Raw genomic sequence first — 15,553 nt, 5'->3', positions numbered from 1 at the left:
GCTGTCGCCGGGCAGGCACGGTTAAAGCCTGATGAAAACGATCCATCTAACCAGGTTTTTCCACGCCCCACAGGCCCCCATAGATACACACCTTGAACATCCGCGTCGCCTGATTGCAACTTTTCATAGCAGCGCTGCAAACTCAAGGCAGTCCGGTGCTGAGCGGGGTCGTCTTTAAAACCCGCGGCCAGTGCCTGCTGGTAGGCCGCATAGGGGGAAAGCATGGTCATTCAGGTTGTTTTTCCTCAGTTGGCACGCCCAAACACTCTTTCGAAGAAACCGGCGGTTTTTACCTCTGGTATGGGCAAGCTGTCTACTTCGGCCGTTGCCTTGCGCCAGAACTTCTGCGGGTCGTCCAGTTCTGCCACCAACGCCCGCTGCTCTGCCGTGTAATGGTTATGTTCGCCGGTCAAACCCTGTGCAACCAGTGCTTTTGCCCACAGATAAAGGGCGCCGCGAACGATTTTGAGAATTGTGCTGTATTCCTCGCGACTTACATTAATCGCAAGCTCCGCGCTCAGGTTGATTTGCTTCTGAAGAACGGCGGTTATCTCTTTACTCAACTGTATCCGTTTGCCGTTGCCTTTTTTGCTGGTCAGGCAGAATTTCTCCAGATCGTTGACGCCTTCGGTCAGGTCAAGCCGGCCAAAGTCCGTTGTTTGCTGCGGGTTCACCGGCGCTGGAATCCAGCCATATTGGGGAGAGTTCGCAACAATGTGGCCGGGCAAACCGCGGCGATACGGCGGTGCGGCATCCGCATTCTCATAGCCGTCAAATTCAGTCCTTAACCAGGCCGACATATTCTTGTGTCGCAGCATCATGGCAAAGGTGATCGCTGAGGGCATAATGCCTTCAAGCAACTCCGATGAATCCTGAGTTCGTTCCTCAAGCTGGGTAGCAGATACTGGCATAATTTCCCCTAAAGCAACCGGTGTTATCTTATTCCTGTCGCCAGAAATTGTTGTTTTTTATTTAGTTCGCTTAATCGAATATCAGCACTAAAAAATAGCCAATACACCGGTCGGCCACTGTTGTTAAAAGGTTGTTAATTTGTAACATTGCGTATTAGTAGCGGCTATAAATTGCAATTTTATGGTGCACTCGCATTCAATCTCTCAAAAATGGATTTGCTCTGGCTTTTGTTTCACGTTTTATACCGCCCGCGTAGCGATAACGTCTAACTCTACCCAAATAGGGTCTGTTCCAACTGTCATGTGTTTGTCCTGTTCAAACCCGTAGGTCAACTCCGGCCAGCTTCCGACTTGAGCTGTTTTAATCGGCGCCACAACGTGGTCTGGCTAATGCCCAAATACTCCGCAGCGCGGGTTTTGTTGCCTTCAAACTGATTCAGTACTTTCAGAATTTCCTCCTGTTCCAGAGCCTGAAGGTGGCCGCTTTCCGCCTGGCCTGGCACCTGCTTCGCGACCGTTTCAAATAGCTCGGGAATCAGGCTGGGCAAGTGCGCTGAAAACTGACTGATGGAGTCGTACAGTGTCGAAGACACCAACAGACGCTCAAGCAGATTTTCAAGTTGACGAACGTTGCCGGGCCAGTGATATCTGAAAAAGTGTGGAACCAGAATGGCGACCAGAGAATCCTCATCTGCGTCAATCTGATAGCGTTGGCCAAGCAACGAAATAAAGTGCCGGGTAAGCGGTTCAATATCTTCCGGGCGCTCTTTTAAAGGAGGAAGGTTAACGATGAATACATTAAGCCGATAGTAGAGGTCTTCCCGGAAACGGCCCGTCCGGACCTCTTCAATAAGATCGTGAGTCGTGGCTGCTACAAATTTGATGTTCAATGCAATCAATCGGCGTGACCCAACCGGCCGGACTTCCCTTTCCTGGAGAACCCTCAGCAGTTTTGCCTGCTGGGGCATTGGCAGCGAATTGATTTCATCCATGAAGAAGGTGCCGTTGTTTGCTGACTCCAGCAGACCGGACTTACCACCACTACGGGAGTTGGTGAAGGCTCCGTCAGCGTACCCAAACAACTCGGATTCAAACAACTCTCCGGGAATGGCGGCGCAATTGATGGCGACGAAAGGACCGTCATGGTTGGCACTCGACTCATGAACAATGCGGGCAGCAAGCTCCTTGCCGGTTCCGGTTTCGCCCCTAACCAGAACCGCTCCGGGCGTAGCTCCGTAAATCCGCAGAAATGCTTCACTTCGGCCATGGACAACGATTGAGAAACAAGCCGCTCTGCCGACGAATGTCTGTCCACACTTTTTTGAGGAGCGGCCTTGATGGAATAGAGATGGCCTACACGTTTGCCATCGATATCAAACGCCGCTTTGTCGACCCGACATAAACGGTCATCGAGCAGTATGGCTTCCGCCACCGTATTCGGTGTCTGCAAAAAGCGACCGTCGAGGAAACGGTCAACCCGCTTGTTACGAACCAGCCCGTTCACCAACTGCAAAGCCTGGCGGTTGAAACCAATAACCTGTTCATCACGGTTGGTGATGATTGCTGCCACTGGCGACTGATCCAGCAGGAACTGGCCAAATGCCCGCTGTTCTCCCTCGCGCTTAAACTCACCCGCGACAGTAATAGCCTTTCGAATCATTTGACGACAGGCGTTACGAGAATAAATCAGGATGTACGGAATACCGGCCTGCTCAGCAAGATCACAAACATAGCTCGTCCCGATCACCACCCCGAAGCCGTCTTTGTCGATCCCGTTGAAAATGTCTTTTGCCTCTTCCGCCGTCTGATACGTGCGATGGACAATCTCGACCCCCTCAACATAATCCAGAAACTCCGTCCACGCGCCCTGGTGTTCATGGGTCAGTATCAGCATTGTGCGGCTGACCTGCCGGGCCTTGAGCACAGCATTCACAAGATCTGACTGCAGCACTTCTAACGCCACCACCGGAACCGGCAGCGTATCCTGAAGGTAGAACGCGTTGGCACCGGCACTGACAAACACATCAACGGCATCATGCTCCACCAGCCTTCGTGCAGACATCAGTGCATCGTTGAAAATACTGTCGATAATGATGACGTCTGCAATGGATGCATATTCCGGTATCAACGAATGAACCAATTTGCTGAGCTTGGAGTTGCCAATAAGGCACACTCTTACCCGGCTGGTTGCGGCATTATTGAAATCCAAGGCGGCTCTCCTTCGTGTAAGCTACTTAACGAAATATCCAGGGCTCAAGGGGAAGTCGCCGAACCTCGTATTCACGAATGGTTTCGCCAAAAGCCAAAGTGCGGCCAATATCGTCCAGGCCACTCAACAGATTATCCCGGCGACCTGGCTCCACCACAAACGGCCACACATCTTTACCGTGACCAAGCTCGCACTGCTCAAGATCAACATTCAGGACACATTCGCCCGGCTGGTTCGCAAGTTCGAACAACCTGTCTATTACAGACTGCGCAAGAATCACCGGTAGCAGGCCATTGTTGAAACAGTTGTTAAAGAAGATATCACCGAAGCTGGGAGCCAGCACCACGCGAATGCCATAATCATGCAGCGCCCACACAGCATGCTCGCGAGAAGATCCACACCCGAAGTTTGCACCCGCAAGCAGAACAGTCCCGTGATCATATGGGGACTGATTCAGAATAAAATCAGGATTCGGTCGTCGTTCAGTGACGGGAATATCCACATCGCCGGGGTCCAGGTAGCGTTCGTCATCAAACAGAAAATCACCGTAACCGGTTTTCCCCAGCATCTTCAGATACTGTTTGGGAAGGATGGCATCTGTGTCTACGTTGGTTCGGTTGAAGGGAATAACCAGGCCCGAATGTGCTTTGAAGGGCTCCATATCATAGCTCCCGAACATCGGTGAGTTTACCGGTCAGCGCTGCTGCAGCTGCCATCAGAGGACTCATTAGATGAGTTCGGCCGCCCTTACCTTGCCGCCCTTCAAAATTTCGATTAGAGGTGGATGCACAGCGCTCGCCGGGCTGTAAGCGGTCATCGTTCATCCCAAGGCACATCGAACAACCTGCCGAGCGCCATTCAAAACCGGCTTTCTGAAATATCGCATCCAGGCCCTCTCTCTCAGCCTGAAGCCGAATCTGACCGGAGCCCGGAACAATCAGCGCCTGGGTAATTGAGCGGCTTACCTTCTGGCCCTTCACAAGATTCGCAACTGCCCTGAGATCTTCCATCCGGGCATTAGTACAGGAGCCGATAAACACCTTGTCTACAGGCAAATCTTTCAACGCCTGCCCGGGCTCAAGCCCCATGTAGTCCAGTGTGCGCTTGAACGAAGCCCTTGCGGCCTCGTCAGATCCGGCCGATTCAGGCACACATCCGTCAATGCCCACCACCATCTCAGGGGACGTGCCCCAGGTTATCTGCGGTATCAGCGCGGAGACCGGAAAGTACTCCTCACGGTCAAAAACCGCATCATCGTCTGAGTGCAGCTTTTGCCAGTAGCGACAGGCATCCGCATATTCAGTGCCCTTAGGCGTATAGGGCCGGCCACGCACGTAAGCCTCGGTGGCCGCATCGTAAGCGATCATGCCTGCCCGGGCGCCAGCCTCAATACTCATATTACAAATGGTCATACGCCCTTCCATGGACATATTTCGTATGGTTTCTCCCGCATATTCTATGGCGTAGCCGGTTCCGCCAGCGGTACCAATGCGACCGATCAATGCCAGAATCAGGTCCTTGGGTGTCACGCCAAATCCCAGGGTTCCATCAAACACCACTCGCATATTTTTCTGGCGATGAGTACGCAGTGTCTGGGATGCCAGCACATGTTCAACGTCGCTGGTGCCAATACCCATGGCCAACGTTGCAAACGCACCATGGGTCGCGGTGTGGGAATCACCACAAACGATGGTCATACCGGGCAGAGTCAGGCCCTGTTCGGGGCCCACCACATGCACAATGCCCTGGCGTTCGTCTTCAAGCTCAATAAGCGGAATACCAAACTCACGACAGTTATGGGTCAGCGTTTCAACCTGAATCCGCGCCACCCGATCGGCGATTCCCGCAACGCCAAGCTCCCGCCGCATGGTCGGTACCGCGTGGTCCGGAACCGCTACGTTAGGGCTTATGCGCCACGGTTTACGGCCAGCTGAACGCAAACCTGAAAACGCCTGGGGAGACGTCACTTCGTGGAGCAGGTGTCTGTCAACGTAAAGCAAAGCGGAACCGTCTGCCAGCTCAGCTACCAGGTGCCTATCCCAAAGTTTGTCGTAAAGCGTCTGTGAAGCCATACCGCTATCCTCGTTGTGAACGCTTCAGTGCCGTCTGAACCGTCTCCCAGTCAAGCCACTGATAAAGGTCATCGCCCTCGTCGGCATCAAGCCGATAACCGCACCAGGTGTCCAGCCGGCCATTTTGCAACGGCTCAATAATGCAGTAGGGGCGCAAGCAACCCGTTTTCGTCAAACCCTCGGCCTCAAGCTTCTGTTGGCTGTCTGACAGTCGCATTTGCGCCTGACCCTGAGCCTCCGCATTTTCGGCCGCCAGAGCTGCCACATTTTCACCAAAGCCACTAACGTAGGCCTGCCTGTAGGTCTGGCACGCCGCAGGTGTGCGAGCAAGCTCCTCAATAAACTGCACCCGATTGTCGCCACCCGCTTTCATTCCAGGCTGCGCGGCGCATCCGGATAGGCCCAGCAGCATCGCCAGCGCCGCCAGAGCCGCCGTTCTGTTAAGCCAGGAACCGAAGAGTTTCTTCAAGGGAAAGTACATCGACATATTTGATTCCCAAGTCTCGCAGATTGGCCTCATGCGCCGCAGCATCACGATCACCCACGGCTTCCCGCGGAACTAACGTACGGTAGTTGTATTGCAGACTGTCCAGGGCCGTTGCGCGCACGCAACCGCTGGTTGTGAGCCCGGTCACGACCGTGCCGTCCACACCGGCGGCCTGAAGCCTGTCATGCAAATCGGTTGCAAAAAAGCCGCTGGCCCAATGCTTGACCAGCACCGGCTCATTCTGCTGAGGCGTAAGCCTTGCATCGATGTCTTCGAGGCCGGAGCCAATCTGGAGCACATTCAGCGCCGGCAGTTTTTCCCGGAACACCGTGGCTTGCGATTCATCGGAATAGGCAACTGTGGTGAAAAACACCGGCCAGCTCCGTTCCCGAAAAAACGCGAGCAGCTGTTGATTGGCTGCCACCACACTGTCCGCGTCCGAAGCCAGCGGGCTGAGCGCCGGGTTGGTAAACCCGACGCACATGTCCACCAGGATCAAGGCGTAGCGATTACCACGCCTCAATACGTTGGATGTGAGTTGCATCAGTGCACCCCGGAGGTTTTCCAGACAGGTGTTGCAGGTGCCGGTAATCCGGTCTCCGCCTCGCACCTGGCTTTGATCTCTTCAATGGTTCCCCCTCTTGAGAACAGATCGTCGCTATTGCGAGAGAGTGCCATTTCGGCGCGCAGCTCCGCGGTATCTCCCGCATCGAACTTGCCCATTCTGTCCAGAACAACGCCGTAACGACGGGCGCCTTCAACACTGACCAGACCCTTTAGGACGTCCGTTGCGACCGTCGCAGGGTCACGTTCCAGCGGGTTACCCCAACCGCCACCGCCCCAGGTATCAAAGATCACCAGATCTCCGGCTTCAACCTTGATATGGTCGCATTTAGACGGAAGAATCCGGCTCTCACCGTTGGCTTTTATCAGCTCCTTGCGACTGCGCATTCCAGGATCACCACCGATGACGCCCCAGGGATACGTCAGCCAGCGGTCATCATGGATGGATATCTCACCGTCAGCCAGAAGGCGATAAGCCATCCGAATGCCGTTACCACCACGGTGCTTACCTGCGCCACCCGAATCGGTAATCGTTTCGTAAGTCTCGATCCGAAGCGGGAAGTAGGCTTCTACAAACTCGTTGGGCACGTTGGTGAAGTTAGGCCAGAGGCTGTGGCCATCAGGGCCATCTCCAATCGGACGACCGGGAATTCCGCCAAAGCCAATCTGGAACAATTGGAACCACTCGCCTTTCGAGTCATACCCGGAATACATAAAGTGCGGCGAATCCGAAAAGCCGGCCGCATTCATGGCATCCGGTGTTCCTTGCCCCAACAAACCGCCCATCACGTCAAAGATGCGACCAAGCAGGTGCGTACGGCAGGAAAGTGCCGCAGGGAAATTCGGTTTCAAGATAGAGCCTTGCGGAATGCGCACATCCACCAGATCGTAAAACCCGTCATTGAACAGAATCGAGGGGTCAAACAGATTAATGGTGAACGCGCCGAAGAACATCTTGAACATTTCCTCGTTGAGGAAGTAGTTCACGGATGAAGGCGCCTGAGGGTCGGTCCCCTCAAAATCAAAAATGGCTATATCACCCTCGCGCCACATGGTGCAGCGAATGGTGTAAGGCCCCAGGCCCGCACCGTCATCACAGATGTAGTCTTCAAAAGACCGTTTTTCTTCAGGCACAACACTGCGAATGATCTCGCGCATCGCCACGTAGTTACGCTGCAACATCATGCCCAGGGCGCTGGCAAAAATGTCGTCACCAAAACGGTCGGCCAGTTCCACACAGCGGCGCCCCGCGATGCGGCAGGATGCAACAATGGCGTTGAAGTCAGAACGGTTCCAGCTGGGCATCCGCACGTTGTGCAGGATGAGCTCCAGAACGTCGTGATTCAGCACGCCTTTTTTGTAGATCTTGACCGGCGGAATCCGAATGCCCTCTTCGAAAATCGTCTGGGCATCGGTTGGCAGACTGCCGGGCACTTTACCGCCAACGTCGGACATGTGGCCAAACATGGCGGCCCAGTTGATCAGGCGGCCATCCTTGAACACCGGCACAAGAACCAACCAGTCAGGAAGGTGGCTCACCGCTCCGTCGCACATGTACGGGTCGTTCGTCAGGAAGACATCGCCTTCTTCAATATCTCCGCCGTAGGACTGCGTAAACCCGGTAATGAACGAGCCAAACTGACCGACCACCATTTTGCCTTCGTGGTTAGCGATCATGGGAAAGGCATCACCCTGTTCCCGGATGCCCGGAGACATGGCCGTTCGTATCAGTACCGCATCCATCTCATTACGGGCGTTAGCCATAGCATTCTCGATAATATCGAGGGTAACGGTATCGACATCAATCCGCTTGAGCGGAGTGGTATTTGGTTGAATAATATTCGCAGGCATACGATTACTCCTTACCTTGGTAGCCAACGGGCTCTATCAGCAGGTTGCCGACTTTGTCCACGGTTGCCTGATGGTCCGGGAAGATAACGGTAGTGGAGTCCATTTCCGTCACAATGGCGGGGCCAGGCACAACGTGACCCGGGCAGAGCTTGTCACGGTCGTACAGCGTCGCCTGATAGTCCGTGCCGCGAAGATAGATCGGGCTGTGCCCTGTGACGGCATCCGCAAGTGCTCCGGCCTCTGCTTCCCAAACACGATCGGCGATATTCGGCCGCGGCGCACGGGCAATAGCGCGCACGTTGACAAGCTCTCGGTCCTCCTCAAGAGAGAAGCTGAACAACTTTTCGTGCTCTGCATCGAATGCTTTTTGCAGTAACTCAAGGCCGTCTTTACGCAAATCGTCAGGCGATACATCCTGAGTCAACAACAGCGCCTGCCCTTGATAACGCAAATCCGCCTGCCAAATAACAGTCTGTTCATTGGCGGGTATTCCCTGTTTTTCCAGTGAAGCGCTGACCTGCCTGGTCAGGCCATCAAGAAGGCCCACCACCTCGTCCAGACTGAGTTCAGAGAAGTTCTTCACCAGCGAGCGAGATGCTTCATCCTTAACCCGTGTTGTCGCATCGCCATAGGCGCAAAGCACACCGGGCGATGGCGGCACAATAACCGGCCATGCGCCCATAAGAATGCCGAGCGCATTGGCGTGGAGAGGTCCCGCGCCGCCGAAACCACACAGAGCAAACTCTCGCGGATCGTAGCCCTGTTCAACAGAAATAAGGCGCAAAGCACCAAATATGTGTTCGTTGGCAATGCGTACAATGCCTTCGGCAGCCTCTTTTAGTGAGACCCCCATGGCATCCGCAACTCTTTGAACGGCGGCTTCGGCGAGGTCCACGCAAAGCGCCATTTCACCACCGAGCTTCTGGCTTGCAGGCAAGTAACCCAGCACAACGTTGGCATCTGTTACCGTCGCCTTCTCACCGCCTTTGTTATAGGCAGCAGGTCCTGGCTCTGCTCCGGCGCTGTCTGGCCCGACACGCAGGGCTCGAGTCAGTTCCGGTACGAAAGCAATGGATCCGCCACCCGCACCCACCGTTCGAACGTCCACCGAAGGCGCACGAACGGCTACATCACCCACTCTGGTTTCACGTCTTAAGCGCGCGCTGTTGTTCTCTATGAGAGCCACGTCGGTGGATGTGCCGCCCACGTCAAATGTCAGAACCTTGTCGAAACCGCCGCGAGAGCAAAACCAGATTGCGCCAGCCACACCGCCGGCAGGGCCAGAAAGCAGAAGGTTCACCGGCGTATAAGATGCCGACTCACCGTTGGCAAGGCCACCGTCTGAACGCAAGATTGAAAGCTCAACATCATCGGCCAGCCGCGCTCGAATCTCGGTTTCAAGGTGGTTCAGGTAGTTGGAAACTTCCGGGCGAACAAAGCTGTTTACCACGGTGGTTTCTGTACGCTCATACTCTTGCATCTCGGGCACGACGCGAGACGACAGAGAGACGGGTATTCCCGGCATTACCTCCGCCGCGATCTCGCCAATCCGCTCTTCGTGAACCCCACTGACATAAGCATTGATGAGCGATACAGTTAACGCCTCAATGCCTGCATCCTTCAGAAACTCGAGCTGTTTGCGGATATCAGCCTCGTCCAGGGGCGTTACAACTTCACCGCCCGCGCTCAGCCGCTCTATTGCTTCTACGGTATGCTCCAGTGGTGCAAGCAGGGGCTGCTTTTTGAACGTCACCCAGCCGCCCAGGCCACCCGGCACAAACGAGCGGGCAATGTGCAACACCTGCCTGTAACCGCGAGTCGTGACAAGGCCGACCTTTGCACCTCTTTGCGTAAGAATGGCATTGGTTGCCACCGTGGTTCCGTGCATGACCGAGCGAATCTGCTTTGGGTCAATTCCGGATGTCCGGCAAATTTTTTCAATGCCGTTCAAGACCCCCACGGACGAATCCGCAGGGGTAGAGGGTACTTTAGCCGTGTAGGTAGCACCCGTGTCGTCGTTGATGAGGAGCAGGTCCGTGAAGGTTCCACCGACATCAGCCCCAAGTCGAAAGCTCATACTTCTCTCCTGACTCTGTAATAGGGTTTGTGCCGGTTCAGCGAACGGCTGCCTGTTCAAGCTGGCGCAGACTTATGGAGTTACCATCAACACCCGGCGTGTTAAATTTTGGTATAGGGTTCAAAAAGACAGTGGCATGGCGACGTTGGTAATCGATGGTAAAGCCAGCCATTGAAACGATGCCGCGATCGCCATCTTCTGTATCTATGGTGCGAAGGCTGTAGTTCATCCATTTCCAGAACTCACCCTTGCGATCATAGACATCCGCCATATAAAACCGCGGAAACTCGGTATCCATATACATCACTTTTTTGCTGTACGGATGCTCCGGCGGCGCAATGGCTTCAACTACCCATACTTCACGGGGCTCCCACTGTTCCTTCGGGTTCCAGTAGGGTGCGTTATCCAGATCAACAATGGGGAATCTGGCGTTGCCACTGGCATCAAAGTCCCACGGATTGATAGTGCTATTTGCGACCACCAGGATCTTGCGCTTACCCAGCAGTTTGTATTCCGGATACCAGGTTGGGTGAGCATTAAAAATTTCAATATCGTCGTTGAGCTGATCGGTTCCACCGATCGGGTCCATCCAGGTTCCCCCGGATAAACGGCGGGTACGGCGTACCGATTTAATGTACGCCCAGCTGTCATCGAGCTTTGGGCTGTCATAACGAACCGTGTAAAGACCCAGCCCGCGAATATCCGCTGGATAGGTGGCGTACAACAATTGCTTCCAGAGCACGTCGTCATTGCCCTCAACAGTGTCCTCTTCGCCCAGGCGCCCTTTCATGTAATAGCGAAGCAAAGCCCACTCCTGAGTTCGTTCCAGGCCGCGTTCGTCATCTATAAACAAATAAGTAAACTGCGAGTAGTCCTGATAGTTCTTGATCGGCTGAGCAACGTTATGATTCCAGATCAGCTTTTCAGCGGCATTCGGTGTGTCTTCAGTGATATTTGGAAACGGTATGCCTGCCTTCCAACCCTCCATCATCCGGGTATCGGTGTTGAAGCTGACACCACCGGAATACTTCCGGGTGGCCGCCAGGTAATCGTCGCCCAAACGAATAGGTTCAGGATCTTTCAGAGTTATCACCAGGCCTTCGTCGCGGATCAGTTGCTGCTGAACATCCGTTAACAAGGTGTCTATTCCGTCGCCCAAAAAGGTATCAGAAAGACGCTGGTCAAGATTGCTCGCATTGATGACATCACCGGCAGACAGGTCCGCCGCCGACAGAAAACCCGAGCTCGTTATCAAACCCACAGCAAGGGCGAGGCTTTTAACAGAAGTAATTGTTTTCATTATTATTCTCCTTGAATCCTCAGAACTGATAAGTCAAACGGGCGACGAGTTGATCGTTGCCAGAGAAATATCCGAACAGATTGGTATCGTTGAAGCCCTGAAGCGGGCGATCCTGATCTTTTTCATGGAAGAAGATATCCGCTTCCAGACGTACTCGCACATGGTTACCGTAAGCAAACTCCACCGCAGGAATGATGAAGCCGCCGCCGTAGGTAAGGTCTGAACCCAGTGCCAAAGATGGATTGATCTGATCGTTAGCATAGTTGGCTGCAAGAACGGCCGTGAGAATACTGCTGAACTCTTTGGTTTCACCGCCAAAGCCGGCAAGGTTTACAATCTGCTCGTCTTTTTCAAAATCCGTTATCCAGTTATTGAACAGCTGAACAGTGAAGAAAGACGGGCGACTGGTACCCAGCGCACTCTGGAGATCAAGCTGCTTGTCTACGCGAAGCATTGAGCGGAAAAGGCTCTTTTCCTCGATGCCACAAAAACCCGGGAAAAATCCGCAACCCGCGCCTTCTGCGATGCTCTGGATACCCACGTTGTAGGGTGCATTGGGGATATAGGCCAGTTCGGCACTGAAGACCAGGTCGGGGCCGGCAAAGTAGTTGTTGGCGGTTACGCCAAAAACATCAATGTAGGGGAATATAAACTCGCCCGCTTCCGTGGCACCGCCTTCATAGACTCCTTCATAAGCGCCCGTCTGAAGTTGTGGCTGGCCGGGGTTTGTCGCCGGGTTGGCGTTCGCAACCGGATTGGGGTTAGGCCCATGAAAATAGCCCAGAGAATAACCCCAGTCACCCGCCAGACCACTCCAGCGCAAACCAAAAGAGTCATCGTCCATATCGGCATCGGGATGGTCGTAGTTGTAGCGTACGTTGGCGCCAAAAGGTGCCGAGGCAAAGGTGATACCCTTGTTCGGATTGTTCGCCCAGCGACCGCCTTCAACATCGTAATTATTGCCCCGGTCTTTACCGTCATTCAGTTTGCCCGGGATGTAGAGCACCTGAAGGGTTCCATCCAGATCATAGATCTGCTGAGTCAGGTTGATCATGTTCAACGGTTTGCGCAGTTCCTCGTTCTCAGGTTCAAGGAACGAACGCCAGCGGAAGTCATAACCATGAACAACGTCCAGCAGCTGGAAGAAGTCAGTTTCGCCCCAGACAACCTGCTGCCGCCCAATCTTTATATTGGTTGTTTCGGTCAGGTTGCCCTGTACCCAGAACTCGCGCAGCTCTTCAGTATCGTATACATCGTCTCGTAGATTCACCGCAGAGCCGGAGGCACCGCCGGTAACCGCCCACTCATCCATTACATCCTGCAAGTCGTTGCCATAATCCGTTGGCGATTCCCGGCTAATTCGCCCGGTTATTTTCGTCCGCCAATTACCAAAGTCGCGGTAAAGATCGAGTTTCGCCACTGAGCGAGCCATCGACAAATCGTATCGATAGTCATCCCTTTGCTGCCCATCGGGGCCTATCAACGTTGGATTCTCAAGATTCCAGGACAGGTGCTGGCGAAGATACCCGTTTACTTCCCAATCCCGGGTCAGCCAGTCGCCCTCATCGGCAAACACCGCCTGGGGCGTGCAAACTGTCGCTGCCATAACACCAGCAGCCAACAGCCCTCGCTTCAAAGGCCCGCCGCCCAAATATCTATTTTTGTTATCACTTTTCATGTTGGTACCCATTTCACTGAGTGGATTGCGCCAGCCGCTCCGTCTATTGACCGGATTCAGCATTTTTGATGCTGTCACCGAAGATAAACTTCGGTTTCAGCACTCGGATCAGGGATGGCATAACGAACAGCGATGTAAACGCTGCCACGAGCAACCAGAGCCCAATCAATGTCCCCATCTCCGCCTGGAACCGCAGCGAAGAAAGAGACCAGAACAAAACGCCAGCCGCGAGGGTCACAGAGGTGAGGAGCACGCCGCGGCCAGCAGAAAACAGAGATTGCCGAACAGCCTCCATGAGCTCCGACTCAGGATATCTCTCAATATATTCTTTAACAGAATCAACGATATAAAATGCATAATCGACGCCCAGACCAATACCAAGCGCGACCACCGGCAGGGTGCTGATGCTCATGCCAATGCCCTGCCACGCCATAAAGGCAAAGGTCACCACGTTGGAGATAAGTACCGGGACGATGAAGAAAACACCGCTGGCTGAAGAACGGTAGACCAACAGACAAGAGAGAATGACCACCAGCAGAGCAAGCGCAATCGCTTCAATCTGGTCGGACAGAAGGATTTCATTGACCGCAGCAATAATGCCGAGAGAGCCACCCGCCAGGCGAACGTTCACGCCTTCCAGAGGGTGCTCGTCTATGTATCTCCGAATCTGATAGGTCGCCTGGCGCAGGGTTTCACCCTGGCGATCACGGAAAAACAGAATGACAGAGCCATTGCGGAACAAGGGGTCTGCAAACTGTGCCAGGTCATCAGGTGCAGCACCCTGCATGTAAAAACTGATCAGTTCGCCATTCTCGAGTTGTGTTGCGCCTAACTCGCTGTAACGGGGATTGCCTTCGTAAAGGTTTCTGCGCACACCCAGCACGATGTCGGCCAGAGAAACACTGCCACCCACTTGCGGCAAGCGCTCCATCCGTCGCTGAAACCCCTGCATCCAGGAGAGCACGTCCGGGCGTTTCAAAGCATCAATATCGTCCGACTCAATCACAATGAACATCTGTTCTGTGCCCGGATAACTCGCGTTGATCCGTGCGCTATCACGATTAAAGGCCGACTCCTCCCAGAGCACCGGTGAGCCGGTGGTGGCGTCACCGATCGTCAGATCCGTCGCCTTGAATACAAGCAGGCCGACAACCAGCAGGGTCACCGGTATCACGAAAAAGCGCGCCCGGGTTTCCACAACCCGAACCGCAAGTGAGAGAACCGCTGTCTGCAAAAAGCGCAGATTGAGCGGGTGTGCATTACGCAGAGGGGTCTTTACCCAGCTCAGCATGACGGGCGTAAGGATAACCGCCGAGAAACCGATGGTGACAACCCAGATTGCACCGATAATAGCTACTTTCTGGATCAGCGGGATGGGCGTGAGCAGCACGCAAAGGATTGCACCCGCATCGGAAACCAACCCAAGCAATCCGGGACGAAACAGCTCCTTCATGGTCTGTTCGGCAGACTTGCGGGGAGAGATGCCCTCACCCTCGCAAATATCATCAAATCGGGTGATCAGTTGTACTGCATGACTGAAACAGCGCGCGGTGATGATGAACGCCACAACAATAACCAGTGGGTCGAAGTTGAACCCAAGCAGCACGCCGATGCTCAGTGCCCAGATTGCCGACACAACGCCACTGAGCAAGGGAAGCAGTGTTCCACGCCAGGTGCGGTTGAGCAGAAAGAGCGCAAACAGCATGGCTCCAAGGGAGACCAGTGCGATCGTGACGGTTTCGTCGAGGAAATGATCCACCCAGCCATAAAGAATCGGTTCACCAACAACATGATATGTAACCTGATCGGCTACCGGTGAGGCATCCAGAATGGCCTGAACCTGCGGGAAAATACGGCTGTAATCCACCAAATGGTCATAGAAATCCATCTGGATGAGGGTTGATGAAAGGTCTTGTTCAACGTAGATCCCGTAAACCAGCGGGTTGTTGACGATGGCTTCCCTCAGTTCATCAATTCCTGCCCCAGTCTCCGGCACATCCGGCCACATCAGTGGAACGCTTTCAATTCCCATGGAGGAAGCGCGGACAGACTTCAGTTTTCGAGAGGCAAGGGAAACAATCTGGAACGAGTTTACGCCACTCACTTTCGCCAGTTCTCGGGTTACCCGCTGGACTTCCTGCAATATCGGGAGGGTCATAATGTCCCCTTCCCGGGCCTGAACCAGAATAGAAACCTTGTTACTGCCGCCGAAGGTTTCTTTGTAGGCCTCATGCACGTCCACGTATTCGTGGTCGCTCGGGATCATGTCGCTGAACACAGTGCGCACATCGATTTTGAGCAGGTTCAGAGCCATCAGCGCGGTGCTGACGAAAATAACAATCGCAACCCAGCCCCGATGGCGGATAGAGAATTCAGATAGAGAACGCGCAATCTCACTAATCAT

At 54.1% G+C, this 15,553-nt stretch carries 11 protein-coding genes and 2 pseudogenes; all 13 read right to left on the bottom strand.

Annotation, left to right across the window (positions count from 1 at the left end):
- Positions 1-230 (bottom strand): annotated as a pseudogene (gene zapE, locus MELB17_RS07925) (AFG1/ZapE family ATPase); the annotation flags it as partial.
- Between the two features lie 15 nt (positions 231-245).
- Complete coding sequence (locus MELB17_RS07920; RefSeq protein ID WP_007349661.1) at positions 246-911, bottom strand: hypothetical protein; 666 nt, start codon at positions 909-911, stop codon at positions 246-248.
- Between the two features lie 329 nt (positions 912-1,240).
- The gene (locus MELB17_RS25485) at positions 1,241-2,080 is read right to left on the bottom strand and encodes a sigma 54-interacting transcriptional regulator (RefSeq protein WP_264673221.1); all 840 of its coding nucleotides are present in this window, start codon (positions 2,078-2,080) and stop codon (positions 1,241-1,243) included.
- A 512-nt stretch (positions 2,081-2,592) separates the two neighbouring features.
- Positions 2,593-2,973: pseudogene (locus tag MELB17_RS25480) on the bottom strand (PrpR N-terminal domain-containing protein); the annotation flags it as partial.
- Positions 2,974-3,145: 172 nt separating this feature from the next.
- Positions 3,146-3,781 carry a 3-isopropylmalate dehydratase small subunit gene (leuD, locus tag MELB17_RS07910; RefSeq protein WP_007349658.1) on the bottom strand — a complete coding sequence of 212 codons (636 nt, stop codon included), beginning with the start codon at positions 3,779-3,781 and terminating at the stop codon, positions 3,146-3,148.
- Position 3,782: 1 nt separating this feature from the next.
- A complete protein-coding gene (gene leuC, locus MELB17_RS07905) occupies positions 3,783-5,192 on the bottom strand; it encodes a 3-isopropylmalate dehydratase large subunit (protein WP_007349657.1) in 1,410 nt (469 codons plus the stop codon).
- Positions 5,193-5,196: 4 nt separating this feature from the next.
- Positions 5,197-5,679: a hypothetical protein gene (locus tag MELB17_RS07900; RefSeq protein ID WP_227498831.1), complete on the bottom strand. Its 483-nt coding sequence runs from the start codon at positions 5,677-5,679 to the stop codon at positions 5,197-5,199.
- A complete protein-coding gene (locus tag MELB17_RS07895; RefSeq protein WP_007349655.1) occupies positions 5,633-6,223 on the bottom strand; it encodes an isochorismatase family protein in 591 nt (196 codons plus the stop codon). Before MELB17_RS07895 ends, MELB17_RS07900 begins: the two co-directional genes overlap by 47 nt.
- The gene (locus tag MELB17_RS07890; RefSeq protein ID WP_007349654.1) at positions 6,223-8,094 is read right to left on the bottom strand and encodes a hydantoinase B/oxoprolinase family protein; all 1,872 of its coding nucleotides are present in this window, start codon (positions 8,092-8,094) and stop codon (positions 6,223-6,225) included. The genes MELB17_RS07895 and MELB17_RS07890 overlap by 1 nt, the downstream gene beginning before the upstream one ends.
- Positions 8,095-8,098: 4 nt before the next feature.
- Positions 8,099-10,171, bottom strand: coding sequence for a hydantoinase/oxoprolinase family protein (locus MELB17_RS07885; protein WP_007349653.1), 2,073 nt, complete (start codon positions 10,169-10,171; stop codon positions 8,099-8,101).
- A 37-nt stretch (positions 10,172-10,208) separates the two neighbouring features.
- Positions 10,209-11,471, bottom strand: coding sequence for a DUF1329 domain-containing protein (locus MELB17_RS07880; RefSeq protein ID WP_007349652.1), 1,263 nt, complete (start codon positions 11,469-11,471; stop codon positions 10,209-10,211).
- A gap of 19 nt (positions 11,472-11,490) precedes the next feature.
- The gene (locus tag MELB17_RS07875; protein ID WP_227498830.1) at positions 11,491-13,149 is read right to left on the bottom strand and encodes a DUF1302 family protein; all 1,659 of its coding nucleotides are present in this window, start codon (positions 13,147-13,149) and stop codon (positions 11,491-11,493) included.
- Positions 13,150-13,192: 43 nt separating this feature from the next.
- Positions 13,193-15,553, bottom strand: a complete 2,361-nt coding sequence (locus MELB17_RS07870; RefSeq protein WP_007349650.1) for an efflux RND transporter permease subunit — start codon at positions 15,551-15,553, stop codon at positions 13,193-13,195.

Source organism: Marinobacter sp. ELB17 (genome assembly GCF_000169375.1).
In the GTDB taxonomy this organism is placed as follows: domain Bacteria; phylum Pseudomonadota; class Gammaproteobacteria; order Pseudomonadales; family Oleiphilaceae; genus Marinobacter.
Note: the sequence above shows the minus strand (reverse complement) of the source record. Positions and strands in the feature narration are given on the sequence as shown.

Bases quoted from the DNA above. Each gene is read 5' to 3' on its own strand.
- MELB17_RS07920 (WP_007349661.1), bottom strand. From the start codon at position 911: ATGCCAGTATCTGCTACCCAGCTTGAGGAACGAACTCAGGATTCATCG.
- leuD (WP_007349658.1), bottom strand. From the start codon at position 3,781: ATGGAGCCCTTCAAAGCACATTCGGGCCTGGTTATTCCCTTCAACCGA.
- leuC (WP_007349657.1), bottom strand. From the start codon at position 5,192: ATGGCTTCACAGACGCTTTACGACAAACTTTGGGATAGGCACCTGGTA.
- MELB17_RS07900 (WP_227498831.1), bottom strand. From the start codon at position 5,679: ATGTCGATGTACTTTCCCTTGAAGAAACTCTTCGGTTCCTGGCTTAAC.
- MELB17_RS07895 (WP_007349655.1), bottom strand. From the start codon at position 6,223: ATGCAACTCACATCCAACGTATTGAGGCGTGGTAATCGCTACGCCTTG.
- MELB17_RS07890 (WP_007349654.1), bottom strand. From the start codon at position 8,094: ATGCCTGCGAATATTATTCAACCAAATACCACTCCGCTCAAGCGGATT.
- MELB17_RS07885 (WP_007349653.1), bottom strand. From the start codon at position 10,171: ATGAGCTTTCGACTTGGGGCTGATGTCGGTGGAACCTTCACGGACCTG.
- MELB17_RS07880 (WP_007349652.1), bottom strand. From the start codon at position 11,471: ATGAAAACAATTACTTCTGTTAAAAGCCTCGCCCTTGCTGTGGGTTTG.
- MELB17_RS07875 (WP_227498830.1), bottom strand. From the start codon at position 13,149: ATGAAAAGTGATAACAAAAATAGATATTTGGGCGGCGGGCCTTTGAAG.
- MELB17_RS07870 (WP_007349650.1), bottom strand. From the start codon at position 15,553: ATGATTAGTGAGATTGCGCGTTCTCTATCTGAATTCTCTATCCGCCAT.